The organism is Streptomyces sp. NPDC003038 (assembly GCF_040611115.1).
Taxonomy (GTDB): domain Bacteria; phylum Actinomycetota; class Actinomycetes; order Streptomycetales; family Streptomycetaceae; genus Streptomyces.
In genome coordinates, this window is the sequence record NZ_JBEXNN010000038.1 from 26,532 (window position 1) to 43,897 (window position 17,366).

The window sequence follows — 17,366 nt, forward strand, 5'->3', positions numbered from 1 at the left end:
GGTATCCTGGCTCTTCGGTCGCGCGTATGCACCGCGATCCATGCTGCCCTTAAGCGGCGGGAACTTTGATCTTCAGCGATCTGTGAAAGCAGGAACGGCCCTGAATACCCACCTCGACCACCGCAACCCTCTCGTGTTCGATACGCACGAGCTGGGCCGGCGTCCTGGTGCCATGCAGCGGCTGTTCCGTGAGATCGCGGCACCGGCGGACCTCGGTCTCGCCGGCGTCATCGGAGTACCGGAAGGCACCCCGATGAAGCTCAAGCTCCGCCTGGAGTCGGTCATGGAAGGGGTGCTTGTCACAGGCACCGTCCGTGCATCGGCCGTGGGGGAGTGCGTAAGGTGTCTGGAGTCCGTGGAGCGCGAGCTCAAGGCGGATTTCCAGGAGATGTTCTCGTACCCTGACGCCGACGACCGGACCCGCTCCAAGGCGGAGCCGGCCGACGACGCCGAGGACGACGAGGACACGCTCCACCTAGAGGACGGCTTGTTCGACCTCGAACCCGTGCTGCGCGACGTGGTGGTGCTCGCACTGCCGCTGCAGCCGGTGTGCCGGGAGGACTGTCTCGGACTGTGCCCCGATTGCGGACTCAGTCTGAACGACGACCCGGACCACCACCATGACGCCGTCGACATCCGTTGGGCGGCATTGCAGGAACTCGTCGTGACCGATCAGGACGACGAGAAGGACAACATGAGCGGCACTGCATCTGACGACGTTCAGAGCGCCGCCGAGAAGCAGGAGAAGTAGCCGTGGCTGTTCCGAAGCGGAAGATGTCGCGCAGCAACACGCGCCACCGCCGGTCGCAGTGGAAGGCTGCGGTCCCCACCCTGGTTTCGTGTGAGCGTTGCCAGGAGCCGAAGCTCCAGCACATTGCGTGCCCGAGCTGCGGCACCTACAACAAGCGCCAGGTCCTCGAGGTCTGAGCGGCTGGTGAGAGGCGCAATGTCTGAGCTGTCCAACGCTGAGAAGCAGGCAGACAGTAAGAACGCGGCCTCGTCCCACACGCTTCTGGAAGGGCGGCTCGGGTACAAACTCGAGTCCGCCCTTCTGGTGCGTGCGCTGACGCACCGCTCGTACGCGTATGAGAACGGCGGTCTGCCCACCAACGAACGGCTGGAGTTCCTCGGGGACTCCGTGCTGGGCCTGGTGGTCACGGACACGCTGTACACGACCCACCCCGACCTGCCCGAAGGCCAGCTGGCCAAACTGCGGGCCGCGGTGGTCAACTCGCGCGCACTGGCGGAGGTCGGGCGCGGCCTCGAACTCGGTCTCTTCATCCGGCTCGGCCGGGGCGAAGAGGGCACGGGTGGCCGGGACAAGGCCTCCATCCTCGCCGACACCCTTGAAGCGGTGATCGGTGCGGTCTACCTCGATCAGGGCCTCGACGCGGCCTCGGAGCTGGTTCACCGGCTCTTCGACCCACTCATCGAGAAGTCCTCGAACCTCGGGGCCGGCCTGGACTGGAAGACCAGTCTCCAGGAGCTCACGGCGGCCGAAGGTCTTGGTGTACCGGAATACCTGGTCACCGAGACCGGTCCGGACCACGAGAAGACCTTCACAGCTGCCGCTCGCGTCGGTGGTGTCTCGTACGGCACCGGCACCGGCCGCAGCAAGAAGGAAGCGGAACAGCAGGCGGCGGAGTCCGCATGGCGCGGGATCCGCGCCGCGGCGGACGAGCGGATCGCGGCAGCGGCCGCGGGCGCACCGGCCCCTCCGGTAGGGGTGCGGGCAGCGGCACCGGCTCCGGCCGACGTCGATGCTCCGGCCGGTGCCGAAGCTCCGGCCGAGGCCGGCGGGTCGCCGACGCCCGCCGACCCGACGCCGAGCGTCTGACCCTTCCTTCCGGGTTTCCCCGCCCCGCCACCTGCCCCGCAGGTGGCGGGGCGGACCCGTTTCCGGGACCCGCGGACACGGCCGGTACGCTCGCCGGGAGCGACCGGATCCGTATCCCCACCGGAGGAACAGCGTGCCCGAACTGCCCGAAGTCGAAGTGGTGCGGCGGGGGCTGGAGCGGTGGGTGGCCGGGCGGACCGTCGAGGCCGTCGAGGTGCTGCATCCGAGGGCCGTACGGCGCCACCTCGCGGGCGCGGCGGACTTCGCGGCGCGGCTCGCGGGCCGGACGATCGGGGTGCCGCAGCGGCGCGGGAAGTACCTGTGGCTGCCCGTGGAGGGGCTCGACCTGTCCGTACTCGGGCATCTGGGCATGAGCGGGCAACTGCTCGTGCAGCCGCAGGAGGCCCCGGACGAGAAGCACCTGCGGATCCGCGTGCGCTTCGAGGACCGGCGGGGGACCGAGCTGCGCTTCGTCGACCAGCGGACCTTCGGTGGGCTCTCCCTGCACGAGAACACTCCGGACGGGCTGCCCGACGTCATCGCCCACATCGCGCGGGACCCCCTGGACCCGCTGTTCGACGAGGTCGCCTACCATCTCGCGCTGCGCGCCCGGCGGACCACCGTCAAGCGGGCGCTGCTGGACCAGTCCCTGATCAGCGGGGTCGGCAACATCTACGCCGACGAGGCCCTGTGGCGCGCGAAGCTCCACTACGAGCGCCCCGCGGCTGCCCTGACACGCCCCCGGAGCGCGGAACTCCTCGGCCACGTCCGGGACGTCATGAACGCCGCGCTGGCGGTCGGCGGTACGAGCTTCGACAGTCTCTACGTGAATGTGAACGGGGAGTCGGGATACTTCGACCGCTCGCTCGACGCCTACGGGCGCGAGGGCGAGCCCTGCCGGCGCTGCGGTACGCCGATGCGGCGCCGGCCCTGGATGAACAGGTCGAGCTACTTCTGCCCGCGCTGCCAGCGGCCGCCGCGGGTCCCGTCGTAGTTCAGAAAGCTCAGCGTGCGGGGCGTCCGTCAGAAGCCGAAGTCCTGCGTCCACCAGGGGCCGCCGGCGGCGAAGTGGGCGCCGACGCCCAGGGTGCGGAATTCACAGTTGAGGATGTTCGCCTTGTGGCCGGGGCTGTTCATCCAGGCCTTCATCACGGCGTCGGCGTCACCCTGGCCGCGGGCTATGTTCTCGCCGCCCATACCTGAGATGCCCGCCTGGGCCGCGCGGTCCCACGGGCTGTCCCCGTCGGGGTCGGTGTGGCTGAAGAAGCCCCGGGTGGCCATGTCCTTGCTGAAGGCGCCGGCCAGCGCGGCGAGCGGCGGGTTCGCCCGGACCGGACCGCAGCCGGCCTGAGCGCGCGCCTGGTTCACCAGGGTCACTACGGCGGCCTCCTCGGCGGAGTGACCGTCCACGGCGGTCGGCGCCGGCGGAGCGGACGGCGCCGGGGCGGCGGGCTTCGACGGCGCCGGGGCGGGACTCTTCCGCAGGGCCTTGGTGGAAGGGGCCGGCGCCGGCTTGGCCGAGGGAGAGGCGCTCGGCGAGGCCGAAGCGGACGGGCTCGGGGACGCCGAGGGCGAGGACGACGGGGAGGGGGAGGCAGACGGGGACGGAGCGGCCGACGGGGCGTCGGGGGTGCGGCCGGACAGGTTGGGCAGGCCGCGCTGCTGCCGCGGTGCGCCGTCGGGGCTCGGCGAGGCCTTGGCCTTCGCCTCCGCCGTGGCGCCGGCGCTCGAACCGCTGACTCCGACGTAGGGGAAGGACCCGCCGACCGGCACCATGCCCGTGGTGACGGCCGCCGTGCCGAGGGCCACCGCCACGGCGACGCCCAGCAGGCCGGTGCGCACGACGGCGGCGCGTCGGCCGTCGCGGGGCGAGGCGGCGTGGAGTCGGTGGCGTCCCATCGGCGTCGTGCCTTCCGTGCAAGGTCAAGATCATCCTTTACCCACCCGAATGGGTGAGCTCATTGGAGCGCGACTGTACGCCATGACGCCGGGGGCCGATGCGCGCCAAAAATGTTTGCCCGGTTAGCGTTCACACATGAATGAAGACGTCCGTCTGACCGCCTGGGTGCGCGGTCGTGTACAAGGAGTGGGCTTCCGTTGGTTCACCAGGGCCAATGCCCTGGAGATCGGCGGAGTCGTCGGCTTCGCGCTCAACCTGGACGACGGGCGAGTGCAGGTGGTGGCCGAAGGTCAACGTGAGAATTGCCACCGACTGCTGGAGTGGCTGCGGTCCGCCGACACGCCCGGGCGGGTCGACGGGGTGACGGAGATCTGGGGCACACCGAGGGGTGGCTACGACGGCTTCGCGATCCGGTGACGGATCGACCGATCATGGACTGATCACATCCCGTGGTGGTCCGCACACGGTCGGATCTGCGCATTCTCCGCCGACGCGTTGCCGCGGCGGGCGATCCGTGGAAGGCTCGGAGACGAGGATGATCTCCACGCACCCCACGCGGGGCCGGGATGCCCGCCGATACGGGGCGTGATCGTGTTGACCGTCAAACTTTTTGGTGAGACGCTGGAAGCCCCGCGCACCTGAGCTGTTTGGCAGTGCTGGCAGTAGTAAGCGCAGTGACTGACAGTCGCTGCCGGACATCCGCGGGTGCGATTCCCTCACGACCCACACCGCTTCGGTCGGTCACTCAGTGTGGAGGACCATCCATCATGGCAAAGGCGCTTCTCGGTTACGTCGGCGGTTCCGATCCGCGGCTCCTCGCCGAGATGCGACGGCTTCAGCAGCGCGTCCAGGACCTCGAGTCCGAGCTCGTACGGATTCAGTCTGAAAACGACGCGCTGAACGCGGCCGCCGCTCAGCACGGAGACTCGTTGCTGGACAGCATCGACATCGACGTACCCCAGGCGGAGCCTGCGCTCACCTGATCCGGCGATCACCTGTCGCTCAACTCCAGCCCGCATGATCTGCAAGGGACGCTTCGGCGTCCCTTCTTTCTTGGGCTTTCTCGGGCCGTCTCTCCTGGGGCCACGGGGGGAGGTGTTTCCTTTAACGTCTGTTGTGCCCTGCACCTTCATGGGTGAAACCGCCCGTGAAAGGTAGAGTCCGGCGGCGTGCACCTCAAGTCCCTGACCCTGCGCGGCTTCAAATCCTTTGCTTCCGCCACCACCCTGCGCTTCGAGCCCGGCATCACCTGTGTGGTGGGACCGAACGGCTCGGGCAAGTCCAATGTGGTGGACGCGCTGTCCTGGGTCATGGGTGAACAAGGCGCCAAATCCCTGCGCGGCGGGAAGATGGAAGACGTCATCTTCGCCGGGACCACGGGACGTCCGCCGCTCGGTCGCGCCGAGGTCTCGCTGACGATCGACAACTCCGACGGCGCGCTGCCCATCGACTACGCCGAAGTCACCATCACCCGGATCATGTTCCGCGGCGGCAGCAGCGAGTACCAGATCAACGGCGACACCTGCCGCCTGCTCGACATTCAGGAGCTGCTCTCCGACTCCGGCATCGGCCGCGAGATGCATGTCATCGTCGGACAGGGGCAGCTGGACTCCGTCCTGCACGCCGATCCCATGGGGCGCCGCGCCTTCATCGAGGAGGCGGCCGGCGTACTCAAGCACCGCAAGCGGAAAGAGAAGGCGCTGCGGAAGCTGGACGCGATGCAGGCCAACCTCGCCCGCGTACAGGACCTGAACGACGAGCTGCGACGGCAGCTGAAGCCCCTGGGACGGCAGGCCGCGGTGGCCCGGCGGGCGGCCGTGATCCAGGCGGACCTGCGGGACGCGCGGCTGCGGCTGCTCGCCGACGACCTCGTCGTGCTGCGGCGCGCGCTGGATGCGGAGATCGCGGACGAGGCGGCGCTGAAGGAGCGTAAGGAGGAGGCCGAGGCGCGGCTCGCGGACGCGCTGCGGCGCGAGGCCGAACTGGAGGAGGCGGTACGGGAGCTCGCGCCGCGGCTGGGGCGGGCGCAGCAGACCTGGTACGAGCTGTCGCAGCTCGCCGAACGCGTACGGGGCACCGCGTCCCTGGCTGACGCGCGGGTGAAGAGCGCCTCGGCTCCGGTGGAGGAGGAGCGGCGCGGCCGCGATCCCGACGATATGGAGCGGGAAGCCGCCCGGATCCGCGAGCAGGAGGCGGAACTGGCGGCCGCACTGGAGGCGGCCTCACGGGCGCTGGAGGACACGGCCGCGCACCGGGCGGAGCTGGAACGCTCGCTGGCCGATGAGGAACGGCGGCTGCGGGACGCGGCGCGCGCCATCGCCGACCGTCGGGAGGGGCTGGCCCGGCTGACGGGACGGCTGGGCGCGGCCCGGTCCCGGGCGGGGGCGGCGCAGGCCGAGATCGACCGGCTGGTCGCGGCGCGGGACGAGGCGCGGGCGCGGGCGGCCGCCGCGCAGCAGGAGTACGAGGTACTGGCGGCCGAGGTCGGGTCGCCGGACGACGATGCCGAGCAGGAGGCGGCGCTGGAAACGGCGCGGGGCGGGCTGGAGGCGGCAAAGGCCGCGCTGGCCGCAGCCCGGGACGCCGTGACGTCCGCGGAGCGATCGCGGGCGGCCGTTTCGGCGCGGCGGGACGCGCTGGCGCTGGGGCTGCGGCGCAAGGACGGTACGGGGTCGCTGCTCGCGGCGCGGGAGCGGCTCGCCGGGCTGCTGGGACCGGCGGCGGAGCGGCTGTCGGTGACCCCGGGGTACGAGGTGGCGGTGGCGGCGGCGCTGGGTGCGGCGGCGGATGCGGTGGCCGTGGCGTCGGCCGAGGCGGCGGCCGGGGCCATCCGGCACCTGCGGGATGCGGACGGGGGGCGGGCCACCTTCCTGATCACCCCGCCGTTGCCGCTCGGGGGGCGCGTACCGGCCGACGCCCGGCCGGGGAGCCCTGCGGCTCCCTCCGGGCCCGTCCCCGGGCAGGCCTCTGCGACCAGCGGACCCGTTCCCACCCGGCCCACGCCGGCTTCGGCCCCGGCCCCCACCGAGGCCCGGACCCCCACTGAGGCCCGGACCCCCACTGAGGCCCGGACCCCCGAGCCGGCCCCTGCCCAGGGCCCGACCCAGGCCCCCGCCCAGGCCCCGCCCCCGGGCGCGGCTCCGGGCGCCGGACCCGTGGTGCCGGGGCAGGCCTCGGCCGAGCCGGCCACCGGGCAGGGCCCCGTGGCTGCCGTGGACGGGCCGGGCGGAGTCGTCCCCCGCCCCGCCCACCGCCCGGTTGGCGATGTGCGGCTCCGTCACACGGGTGAATCCGCCCCGGAATCCGGCTCCGCCGGGGCGAGGGCGCTGGAAGGCGGCGCCGGGGCGGGCGGTGGCGGCGGTGTGCGGCGGTGGGTGAGCGCCGGGGAGCTGGTGCGGGGGGATGCCGCCGCGGCGCGGGCCGTCGGGTGGGTGCTGCGGGACTACGTCGTGGTGGGGACGCTCGACGAGGCGGAGGCGCTGGTCGCGGAGCGGCCCGACCTGGTGGCCGTGACCGAACTGGGTGATGTGCTCGGGGCGCACCTCGCGCAGGGTGGTTCCGCCGGCGCGCCGAGCCTGATCGAGGTGCGGGCCGCCGTCGACGAGGCGGAGGCGGAGCTGGCGCGGCTGGACGGGCAGTGCCGGGAGCTCGGCGCGGCCCAGGAGGCCGCCCGGGCGCGTCGGCAGGATGCCGCGGCCCTGGTCGAGGAGCTCGCCGAGCGGCGGCGGGCCGCCGAGCGGGCGAGGGCCGGGTTCGCGCAGCAGCTCGGACGGCTCGCCGGGCAGGCGAAGGGGGCCGCCGGCGAAGCCGAGCGCAGCGCCGCCGCCGCGGCCAAGGCGCAGGACGCGCTGGAGCAGGCGCTGGCCGAGGTGGAGGAGTGCGCGGAAAGGCTGGCGAGCGCCGAGGAGATGCCGGGGGAGGAGGAGCCGGACACCTCCCAGCGGGACCGGCTCGCCGCGGACGGGGCCAACGCCCGGCAGACCGAGATGGAAGCCAGGCTGCAGCTCAGAACGCACGAGGAGCGGGTCAAGGGGCTGGCCGGCAGGGCCGACTCGCTGGACCGCGCGGCCCGGTCGGAGCGTGAGGCCCGGGCGCGCGCCGAGCGGCGCCGGGCGCGGCTCCGGCACGAGGCGGAGGTGGCCCGGGCGGTGGCCGACGGGGCCCGCCAGTTGCTCGCGCACGTGGAGGTCTCGCTCCGCAGGGCCGACGAGGAGCGCGCTGCGGCCGAGTACGCCAAGGGCCTGCGCGAGCGGGAACTCGGCGAGGCCAGGAACCGCGGTCGCGACCTGAAGGATGAGCTCGACAAGCTCACCGACTCCGTCCACCGGGGTGAGGTGCTCGGTGCGGAGAAGCGGCTGCGGATCGAGCAGGTGGAGACGAAGGCGCTGGAGGAGTTCGGCATGGAGGCCGCCGGGCTCGTCGCCGAGTACGGCCCCGACCAGCCGGTGCCCCCGTCCCCGCTCGCCGAGGGGGAAGAGGCCTCCGAGGATCCGGACGATCCGCGCAACCGCCCCGGCCCCTTCGTCCGCGCCCAGCAGGAGAAGCGGCTCAAGTCGGCCGAGCGTGCCTACCAGCAGCTCGGCAAGGTCAACCCGCTGGCGCTGGAGGAGTTCGCGGCGCTGGAGGAGCGCCACCGGTTCCTCAGCGAGCAGCTTGAGGACTTGCGCAAGACCCGCGCCGATCTGCTTCACGTGGTGAAGGAGGTCGACGAGCGGGTCGAGCAGGTCTTCACCGAGGCGTACCGGGATACGGCCCGGGAGTTCGAAGGGGTCTTCTCCCGGTTGTTCCCCGGCGGTGAGGGCCGGCTGATCCTGACCGATCCCGGCAACATGCTGGCCACCGGCGTCGACGTGGAGGCCCGGCCGCCGGGCAAGAAGGTCAAGCGGCTGTCGCTGCTTTCCGGAGGGGAGCGCTCCTTGACCGCCGTGGCCCTGCTGGTGTCCATCTTCAAGGCCCGGCCCAGCCCGTTCTACGTGATGGACGAGGTGGAGGCCGCGCTCGACGACACCAACCTGCAACGGCTGATCCGGATCATGGAGGAGCTCCAGGAGAGCTCTCAGCTGATCGTCATCACGCACCAGAAGCGGACGATGGAGGTCGCCGACGCGCTCTACGGCGTCTCGATGCAGGGGGACGGCGTCTCGAAGGTCATCAGTCAGCGCCTCCGCTGACGCCGAGACGCGGCGACAGAGCAGCACCATTCAAGAGGTGAACCGATCATCGCCCGAGTGGACTCCTCACACGGTCTTGACTTCAGGAATTGAACACATAGGCTCGCTCCCGCGTCCTCTCCTTTCGGGTGGTGCCCGATCTTGAACTGTGCGCCACTGAGAGGAATCACCCCCACCCCCGCCCGCCACCGCAGCCGGGCAAGCAGGAGCAGACCTTGACCAGCACCGCGCAGGCATCCGCGTCAGGCGGCGGACGCGCAGCCCAGCCCGACCACCTCGGGCACGTCATCTTCATCACGGCGGCCGCCGCCATGGGCGGCTTCCTCTTCGGCTACGACAGCTCCGTCATCAACGGCGCCGTCGTCGCCATCCGCGACCGGTTCCAGGTCGGCTCCGAGACGCTCGCGCAGGTGATCGCCGCCGCGTTGATCGGATGCGCGCTCGGCGCCGCCACCGCCGGCCGCATCGCCGACCGGATCGGCCGTATCCGCTGTATGCAGATCGCCGCCGCCCTCTTCACGGCGAGCGCCATCGGCTCGGCCCTCCCCTTCGCCCTCTGGGACCTGGCCCTGTGGCGGGTGATCGGCGGCTTCGGCATCGGCATGGCGTCCGTGATCGGTCCCGCCTACATCGCCGAGGTGTCCCCGCCCGCCTACCGCGGCCGGCTCGCCTCCTTCCAGCAGGCGGCCATCGTCATCGGCATCGCGGTCTCCCAGCTCGTCAACTGGGGCATCCTGAACCTCGCCGACGGCGACCAGCGCGGCGAGATCGCCGGCCTGGAGGCCTGGCAGTGGATGCTCGGCGTCATGGTCGTCCCGGCCGTGCTCTACGGGCTGATGTCCTTCGTCATCCCGGAGTCCCCGCGCTTCCTGATCTCAGTCGGCCGCACCGAGCAGGCCAAGCAGGTGCTGCGCGAGGTCGAGGGCTCGAAGGCCGACCTCGACGCACGCGTCAGCGAGATCGAACTGGCCATGCGCTCCGAACACAAGTCCACCTTCAAGGACCTGCTCGGCGGCCGCTTCGGCCTGCTGCCCATCGTCTGGATCGGCATCGGCCTCTCGGTCTTCCAGCAGCTCGTCGGCATCAACGTGATCTTCTACTACAGCTCCTCGCTGTGGCAGTCCGTCGGCATCGACCCGACCAGCTCGTTCCTCTACTCCTTCACCACCTCGATCATCAACATCGTCGGCACGGTGATCGCGATGATCTTCGTCGACCGGATCGGCCGCAAGCCGCTCGCCCTCATCGGCTCGGTCGGCATGGCCGCCTCACTCGGCCTGGCCGCGTGGGCGTTCTCCTACAAGACCGGCACCGGCGAGAACATCTCCATGCCCGACACGCAGGGCACGGTCGCGCTGATCGCGGCGCACTCCTTCGTCCTCTTCTTCGCCCTCTCCTGGGGCGTGGTGGTCTGGGTGCTGCTCGGCGAGATGTTCCCGAACCGCATCCGGGCCGCCGCGCTCGGCGTCGCCGCGGCCGCCCAGTGGGTCGCCAACTGGGTCATCACCGTCTCGTTCCCGTCGCTGTCGGACTGGAACCTGTCCGGTGCGTACGTCATCTACACGGTCTTCGCCGTGCTCTCGATCCCGTTCATCCTCAAGTGGGTGCCGGAGACCAAGGGCAAGGCGTTGGAGGAGATGGGGTAACCACCCCCGCCAACACCCCCTCTCCTCTTCGACAGGTGCTGCCCCCGCTCAGTCCTTGAGCCGGGGCAGCACCTGTTCGCACAGCAGGTGCAGGCTGCGCCAGCCCTCGTCCACCGGCATCCCGCCGCACAGCGGGTGCAGGACCAGGTTTCCCGCCCCGCCCGCGGCCCGGCCGTACGCGACCGCCTCGTCCGGGGTGAGGACGCGGTACACGCCCTCCGCGCGGAGCTCCGCCACCGACCGCGCGGCCGACCGTACGGCGCTGCGGATGTCCTTCGACTGCCAGGACGCGTACGTGCCCGCCTCGTGCAGGAAGCACGCGCCGTGCTCGGCCCAGACCCGGTCCGGGTCCTGCGCGATGTGCAGCAGCGGGGTCTCGGCCGCGGGCATCATGCAGAAGCCCTCCGTGCCGTACTCCGCGCGCCGCGCGTGGTAGTACGCCTCCAGCTCCGGCAGGTGCGCGCTAGGGAAGAACGGCAGCCCCAGCCGGGCCGCGCGGCGGGCCGCCGCCTCGGAGCCGCCGCCGACCAGGAGCAGCGGGTGCGGCCGGGTGAAGGGCCGCGGGGTGACCCGTACCGTCCGGCCGCGGAACGCGAAGGGCTCGCCGGTCCACGCCTTCAGGAGGGTTTCCAGCAGCTCGTCCTGGAGCCTGCCGCGCCGGCCCCACTCCACGCCGTGCTGCTCGTACTCCTCGGGCCGGTAGCCGATGCCCGCGACGGTGACCAGGCGGCCACCGCTCAGCAGGTCGAGGACGGCGATGTCCTCGGCGGCCCTCAGGGGGTCGTACAGCGGGCCGATGATCGCCGAGACGGTGACCGCGATCCGGCGCGTGGCGCCGAGGACCGCGCCCGCGAAGGCGAGCGGCGAGGGCAGCCAGTTGTTGCCGGTGCCGTGGTGTTCCTCCGTCTGGACGGTGTCGACGCCGCGGTCGTCCGCGTACGCCGCCATCTCCAGGGCTGCCTTGTAGCGGGCGGAGAGGGACTCGGGAGTGCCGTTCGGGTCGACGAGATTGAACCGGGCCACGGTGACGGGCATGGAGGAGTCCCCTTCGCCGGATGCTGGGTGGGCGGGCGAAGGGGGACGTTAGCTGACGCTGCGTCAGTTGGACAGGGGTCCGGTGAGCGCGGGCTCCGCGGCCGGACCGGCCTGGGCGGGCGCGGCCGGGGCAGCCGTGCGCGGCAGTACGGCGTAGAGCACGCCCGAGGTCACGATGCCGGCCACCCAGCCGAGGCCGTTCTGCCCGATCCAGGTGCTGGCCAGCGGTCCGCTGAACCAGTCCACCTTGGTGAACAGCAGGCCCACGGCCAGGGCGGCGGCCCAGGCGGTCATCGCCTGCCAGGCGAAACCGCCCCTGTACCAGTAGGCACTGGTCCGCGTCGTGTCGAGCAGCGCGGCGCCGTCGTAGGTCTTCCTGCGCAGCATGTCCACGCCGAAGACGCCGATCCACGCCGAGAAGGCCACGGCCAGCAGGGTCAGGAAGGAGATGAAGGAGCCGAAGAAGCTGGTCGCGACCACCATCAGCAGGAAGCCGAAGACCAGGCTGATGACGGCGTTGACGCTGACCGCCCAGGTGCGCGGCACCTTGATGCCGAGGGTCTGCGCCGTGAAACCGGCCGAGTACATGGACATCGAGTTGATCAGCAGCATGCCGACGAGGGCGATGAGCAGGTACGGGACCGCGATCCAGGTCGGGAGCAGTTCGCCGATGAAGGAGACCGGGTCCTGCGCGGTGGCCAGGTCCGGGGTGCCTACGGCCATGACCGCGCCCATCAGGACCATCGGCAGCACGACGACGCCGGCGCCGCCGACCGTCGCGCCGACCATGCCCTTGGAGGAGGCGGTGCGCGGCAGGTAGCGGGTGAAGTCCGGACCCGAGGGGACCCAGCTGATGCCGCCGGCCGCGATGGTGCCGATGCCCGCGATCATCATCGCGGTGGAGCCGGCCGGCTTGCCGAAGACGGCGGACCAGTCGGTGGTGAAGACCAGGTAGCCGAGGACCAGCACGCTGAAGGCGCCGAAGAGGTACGTCGACCACGTCGAGCAGACGCGCAGCGCGTTGATGCCGAGGCCCGAGACCACGAAGGTGCAGCCCACGAAGAACAGCAGGGTGACGACGATCAGAGTGGTGTTGCTCTTAATGCCGAAGAGGAGGTCGAGCACGGTAAGGACGGCGTAGGCGCCGCTGACCGCGTTGATGGTCTCCCAGCCCCACCGGGCCACCCAGATCAGCGAGCCGGGGAAGAGGTTGCCGCGCTGCCCGAAGACGGCCCGCGAGAGGGCCATGCCGGGGGAGCCGCCGCGCTTGCCCGCGATGGAGATCAGGCCGACGATCCCGTACGAGACGATCGGCGCGGCGATCGCGACGACGAGCACCTGCCAGATGTTGAGCTTGTTGAAGATCACCAGGCCGGCGCCCATGGTCAGCAGCAGCACGCTGATGTTGGCGGCGACCCAGGTGGGGACGAGCTCGCGGACCCGGCCGCTGCGCTCGCTGTCCGGGACGGGTTCCAGACCGCGGGTCTCGATCGCGGTCTCTTTTCCGCCGTCGGCGGGCTCGGCAGGCATGCGGTACTCCGTGAGGGTGCGGGGCAAAGGGGGGAAGTCGCCCATCATCGTATATTCACGCTGAACGGGGGATTCCCGCCGACGGCAGCTGAGCGGCGGACCGGCCCGGCCGGCGGTCGGACACCCTCGCCCGGGAACGGGGGGTCGTCCACGAGGTCACGCATACTGGACGGGATATGGAAATCCTCATCCTTGCCGTAGTCATCGCCCTGGTCGCGGTCGGCGCGATCAGCGGGCTCGTGGTCAGCAGCCGCAAGAAGAAGCGGCTGCCGCCCCCGGCTCCGTCGAGCACGCCGACCATCACAGCCCCGCCCGCCGAACCCCAGGTGGGGGAGGACGCCGCACCGACGGCGGAAGAGCCGCGCCGCACCATCGAGGAGGTCGACCTCCCGGACGCGGAGACCGCCCTCGCCTCCCCGGTCGCGGTCGAGGACCCGGTCGTCGAGGCTCCGCCCGCGCCCGAGATCGAGATCCCCGAGCCCACCGCCGGCCGTCTGATCCGGCTGCGCGCCCGCCTCGCCCGGTCGCAGAACTCGCTCGGCAAGGGGCTGCTCACGCTCCTCTCCCGCGAGCATCTCGACGAGGACACCTGGGAGGAGATCGAGGAGACCCTCCTCATCGCCGACGTCGGCGTCGTACCCACCCAGGAGCTCGTCGACCGGCTCCGCGAGCGGGTCAAGGTGCTCGGCACCCGCACCCCGGCGGACCTGCGCGCGCTGCTGAAGGAGGAGCTGCTGACCCTGCTCGGCACCGACTTCGACCGCTCGGTGAAGACCGAGAGCGGCGTCGACACCCCCGCCGTCGTGATGGTCGTCGGCGTCAACGGCACCGGCAAGACCACCACCACCGGCAAGCTGGCCCGGGTACTCGTCGCCGACGGCCGCAGCGTGGTCCTCGGCGCGGCCGACACCTTCCGCGCCGCCGCCGCCGACCAGCTCCAGACCTGGGGCGAGCGGGTCGGTGCGCGCACCGTGCGCGGTCCCGAGGGCGGCGACCCGGCCTCGATCGCCTATGACGCGGTCAAGGAGGGCATCGCCGAGGGCGCCGACGTGGTGCTCATCGACACGGCCGGCCGCCTGCACACGAAGACCGGGCTCATGGACGAGCTCGGCAAGGTCAAGCGCGTGGTGGAGAAGCACGGCCCGCTGGACGAGATCCTGCTGGTCCTCGACGCCACCACCGGGCAGAACGGCCTGACCCAGGCCCGCGTCTTCGCCGAGGTCGTGGACATCACCGGCATCGTGCTGACCAAGCTCGACGGCACCGCCAAGGGCGGCATCGTCGTCGCCGTCCAGCGCGAGCTGGGCGTCCCGGTCAAGCTCATCGGACTCGGCGAGGGCCCGGACGACCTGGCCCCCTTCGAGCCGGAGGCGTTCGTGGACGCCCTGATCGGCGACTGAGCGCCGTCCGTACGCATGCCGGTGCCCCCGCGTTCCGTCCGGAACGCGGGGGCACCGGCATGCGCGGGGCTACCTGCGGAAGCGGTGGCAGAGATAGGCGAGGGTGCCCAGCAGCAGCCGTGCCTGCGGCGGGCCCCCGGCGGAATCGAGCGCGGGCGACCGCAGCCAGCTGACCGGGCCGAGCCCGGCCCGGTCGGACGGCGGGGCGGTCACGAAGGCGCCCTGGCCGAAGGCCCGCAGATCGAGGTCGGCGTCGTCCCAGCCCATCCGGTACAGCAACTGCGGCAGCTCGGCCGCCGCCCCCGGAGCCACGAAGAACTGGGCCCGGCCGTCCGGGGTCACGATGACCGGGCCGAGGGGCAGGCCCATCCGCTCCAGCCGGACGAGCGCGCGCCGCCCGGCCTCCTCGGAGACCTCGATGACGTCGAAGGAACGGCCCGCTACGAGGAGGACCGCCGCGCCCGGATACTCGCCCCACGTCGCCGTGGCCTCGTCGAGGGTGGCTCCGGCCGGAACCGTCGGGGCGAAGGCCAGCGGGTGCGCTCCTGGCGCACCGCACCGCGTGTCCCCGCAGGAGCAGTCGCGGGCGGGGGCCCCGGCGCGGGCCCCGGGGACCACGTCCCAGCCCCACAGCCCGGTGTACTCCGCCACCGCCGTGCACTCCGAGGTCCGGCCGCGGCGCCGGGTACCGGAACGGAACTCCCTGGTGCTGCGGCTGCCGCCGATCGTGAAGCCCATGCCCATGCCCCCTCCAACGGGTCGGACGCGCCGGTGGTTACGACGTCGGCGAGACCTGCTGCCGGACCCGCCGCCGGCTGTCCGCGCGGGGTTGCCCTGCGCTGCTGCCCGGCGCACTCCTCGCCGCGCACGCCCCGCTCGCACTCCCGTGCAACCGATCCTTTTCGGCTTGGTGTCAAGTGAATCGCGCCTGGCGGGTGGCGGGTTCATTCAAAGGGGTGGCGAATGGTGGCGATTCCGGGAACCGCCTCGCCGGACGGGTGATCGTAGGATTACTTTCGGTGCACGAACCCCGAAGGCGGACCCGTCCGTGGGTATGCCGGAGGCAATGCGTGGAGGACTTGTGAAGGTCCGTGGCGGCGCTCGCCGCCCCAGCCAGGGTTTCGTGAGGAAGAGGCTGAGCGGATGGGGGCGTTCCAGTGAGCGGCAGCGGCGCAAGCGGAACGAGTGACGAATCCGTCGACCGGAATGTCCAACTGACCTCGTGGTTCGTCTGCAGCGGATGGTCCAAGGGCGAACTCGCCCGCCAGGTCAACCGCCGAGCCCGCCAGATGGGCGCCCACCACATCAGTACGGACACCTCCCGGGTCCGCCGCTGGCTCGACGGCGAACAGCCGCGCGAGCCCGTCCCGCGCATCCTCTCCGAGCTGTTCTCCGAGCGCTTCGGCTCCGTCGTCGCCATCGAGCAGCTGGGCCTGCGCACCGCCCACCAGACACCCTCCGTCTCCGGCGTCGACCTGCCCTGGGCCGGCCCGCAGACCGTCGAGCTGCTCGGCGAGTTCTCCCGCAGCGACCTGATGCTGGCCCGCCGCGGCTTCCTCGGGACCTCGCTCGCCCTCGCCGCCGGCCCCGCCCTCATCGAGCCGATGCAGCGCTGGCTCGTCCCGGTCCCGGCCGCCGACCCGGGACCGCGGGCGGCGGGGCCGGCGGGCGCCCCGGGCGGCCACCGCCCGCCCCGGCTCTCCGAACCGGAACTCGACCTGCTCGACGCCACGACCGTCATGTTCCGCCAGTGGGACGCCCAGTGCGGAGGCGGCCTGCGCCGCAAGGCAGTCGTGGGCCAGCTCCACGAAGTCACCGACCTGCTCCAGGAGAACCACCCGGCGCCGGTCATGAAGCGGCTCTTCAAGGTCGCCGCCGAGCTCGCCGAGCTGGCCGGCTGGATGAGCTACGACATCGGCATGCACCCCACCGCGCAGAAGTACTTCGTGCTCGCGCTGCACGCCGCGAAGGAGGGCGGGGACAAAGCGCTCGGCTCGTACATCCTCTCCAGCATGAGCCGCCAGATGATCCACCTGGGCCGCCCCGAGGACGCCCTGGAGCTGGTCCACCTCGCGCAGTACGGCAGCCGCGACTGCGCCGGCCCGCGCACCCAGGCCATGCTGTATGCGATGGAGGCCCGCGCGTACGCCAACATGGGCCAGCCCAGCCGGTGCAAGCGGGCCGTGCGGATGGCCGAGGACACCTTCGGAGACGTCGGCTTCGGGGGCGAGCCCGAACCCGACTGGATCCGCTTCTTCTCCGAGGCGGAACTGAACGGCGAGAACTCCCACTCGTACCGTGATCTGGCCTACGTCGCCGGGCGCAGCCCCACGTACGCCTCCCTCGCCGAACCCCTCATGGAACGGGCCGTCGAGCTCTTCGAGAAGGACGAGGAGCACCAGCGCTCCTACGCCCTCAACCTCATCGGCATGGCCACCGTCCACCTGCTCCAGCGCGAGCCCGAGCAGGCCGCCGTGCTCGTCGGCCGGGCCCTCGACGTGGCGGGAAAGGTACGGTCCGAAAGGGTGAACACCCGGCTGCGCAAGACCGTCGACAGCGCCGCCCGTGAATACGGCGACGTCGCCGACGTGGTCCGGCTGACCGACCACCTCGCCTCCCGGCTCCCCGAAGCCGCGGAGGCCGTCTGACGGCCCGCGCGGCCGTCCCCGAGGCCCCCGGCCGCGGCAGTCACCCCGAAGCCCGATCAGGCTCCCCCAGCCAGGTCATCCGGGTACCGCCGCGGCCGGGTTCGTTCCGGCCCCTGTTCATGGACGCGTAACACGCCCGACCTCTTCGTCATCGGTTCGAAACACCTGGCGGCGCCGCCGGAAACCGGCCTGCGCGAAT

Annotated in this window: 14 protein-coding genes; 10 read left to right on the top strand and 4 right to left on the bottom strand. The window is 71.6% G+C overall.

Going from position 1 to position 17,366, the window contains the following annotated elements:
• Nucleotides 1-40 precede the first annotated feature (40 nt).
• The 4 genes from ABZX75_RS30175 to mutM all read left to right on the top strand — a co-directional run bounded on the left by ABZX75_RS30175 (nt 41) and on the right by mutM (nt 2,831).
• Entirely contained in the window at nt 41-751 is a 711-nt protein-coding gene (locus tag ABZX75_RS30175; protein WP_355416061.1) for a DUF177 domain-containing protein, read from the top strand.
• Nucleotides 752-753: 2 nt separating this feature from the next.
• A complete protein-coding gene (gene rpmF, locus ABZX75_RS30180; RefSeq protein WP_003965982.1) occupies nt 754-927 on the top strand; it encodes a 50S ribosomal protein L32 in 174 nt (57 codons plus the stop codon).
• A gap of 19 nt (nt 928-946) precedes the next feature.
• Complete coding sequence (rnc, locus tag ABZX75_RS30185; RefSeq protein WP_355416063.1) at nt 947-1,837, top strand: ribonuclease III; 891 nt, start codon at nt 947-949, stop codon at nt 1,835-1,837.
• Between the two features lie 133 nt (nt 1,838-1,970).
• Nucleotides 1,971-2,831 (top strand): bifunctional DNA-formamidopyrimidine glycosylase/DNA-(apurinic or apyrimidinic site) lyase, encoded by an 861-nt coding sequence (gene mutM, locus ABZX75_RS30190; RefSeq protein ID WP_355416065.1) that lies wholly within the window; start codon nt 1,971-1,973, stop codon nt 2,829-2,831.
• Nucleotides 2,832-2,860: 29 nt separating this feature from the next.
• Here the strand turns inward: mutM and ABZX75_RS30195 are convergent, their stop codons facing one another.
• On the bottom strand, nt 2,861-3,736 hold the full coding sequence (locus tag ABZX75_RS30195; protein WP_355416067.1) for a CAP domain-containing protein: 876 nt from the start codon (nt 3,734-3,736) through the stop codon (nt 2,861-2,863).
• Nucleotides 3,737-3,872: 136 nt separating this feature from the next.
• Here ABZX75_RS30195 and ABZX75_RS30200 point away from each other — a divergent pair, with 136 nt between their 5' ends.
• From ABZX75_RS30200 to ABZX75_RS30215, 4 genes are all read left to right on the top strand, one after another.
• Nucleotides 3,873-4,154: an acylphosphatase gene (locus ABZX75_RS30200; RefSeq protein WP_355416069.1), complete on the top strand. Its 282-nt coding sequence runs from the start codon at nt 3,873-3,875 to the stop codon at nt 4,152-4,154.
• Between the two features lie 350 nt (nt 4,155-4,504).
• Nucleotides 4,505-4,720 carry a hypothetical protein gene (locus ABZX75_RS30205; protein WP_031144198.1) on the top strand — a complete coding sequence of 72 codons (216 nt, stop codon included), beginning with the start codon at nt 4,505-4,507 and terminating at the stop codon, nt 4,718-4,720.
• A gap of 186 nt (nt 4,721-4,906) precedes the next feature.
• Entirely contained in the window at nt 4,907-8,908 is a 4,002-nt protein-coding gene (locus tag ABZX75_RS30210; protein ID WP_355416071.1) for an AAA family ATPase, read from the top strand.
• Between the two features lie 215 nt (nt 8,909-9,123).
• A complete protein-coding gene (locus tag ABZX75_RS30215) occupies nt 9,124-10,554 on the top strand; it encodes a sugar porter family MFS transporter (RefSeq protein ID WP_355416073.1) in 1,431 nt (476 codons plus the stop codon).
• A gap of 48 nt (nt 10,555-10,602) precedes the next feature.
• Here the strand turns inward: ABZX75_RS30215 and ABZX75_RS30220 are convergent, their stop codons facing one another.
• Nucleotides 10,603-11,589, bottom strand: a complete 987-nt coding sequence (locus ABZX75_RS30220; RefSeq protein WP_355416075.1) for an LLM class flavin-dependent oxidoreductase — start codon at nt 11,587-11,589, stop codon at nt 10,603-10,605.
• 63 nt (nt 11,590-11,652) lie between these two features.
• Nucleotides 11,653-13,119 (bottom strand): cytosine permease, encoded by a 1,467-nt coding sequence (locus ABZX75_RS30225; protein WP_355416077.1) that lies wholly within the window; start codon nt 13,117-13,119, stop codon nt 11,653-11,655.
• Between the two features lie 176 nt (nt 13,120-13,295).
• On the opposite strand from ABZX75_RS30225, the gene ftsY reads away from it, so the two are divergent.
• A complete protein-coding gene (ftsY, locus tag ABZX75_RS30230) occupies nt 13,296-14,519 on the top strand; it encodes a signal recognition particle-docking protein FtsY (protein ID WP_355416079.1) in 1,224 nt (407 codons plus the stop codon).
• A gap of 69 nt (nt 14,520-14,588) precedes the next feature.
• On the opposite strand, the gene ABZX75_RS30235 is transcribed toward ftsY, so the two are convergent.
• A complete protein-coding gene (locus ABZX75_RS30235) occupies nt 14,589-15,257 on the bottom strand; it encodes a bifunctional DNA primase/polymerase (protein WP_355416081.1) in 669 nt (222 codons plus the stop codon).
• A 419-nt stretch (nt 15,258-15,676) separates the two neighbouring features.
• Here ABZX75_RS30235 and ABZX75_RS30240 point away from each other — a divergent pair, with 419 nt between their 5' ends.
• Nucleotides 15,677-17,167, top strand: coding sequence for a hypothetical protein (locus ABZX75_RS30240; RefSeq protein ID WP_355416083.1), 1,491 nt, complete (start codon nt 15,677-15,679; stop codon nt 17,165-17,167).
• The last annotated feature ends 199 nt before the right edge of the window (nt 17,168-17,366 follow it).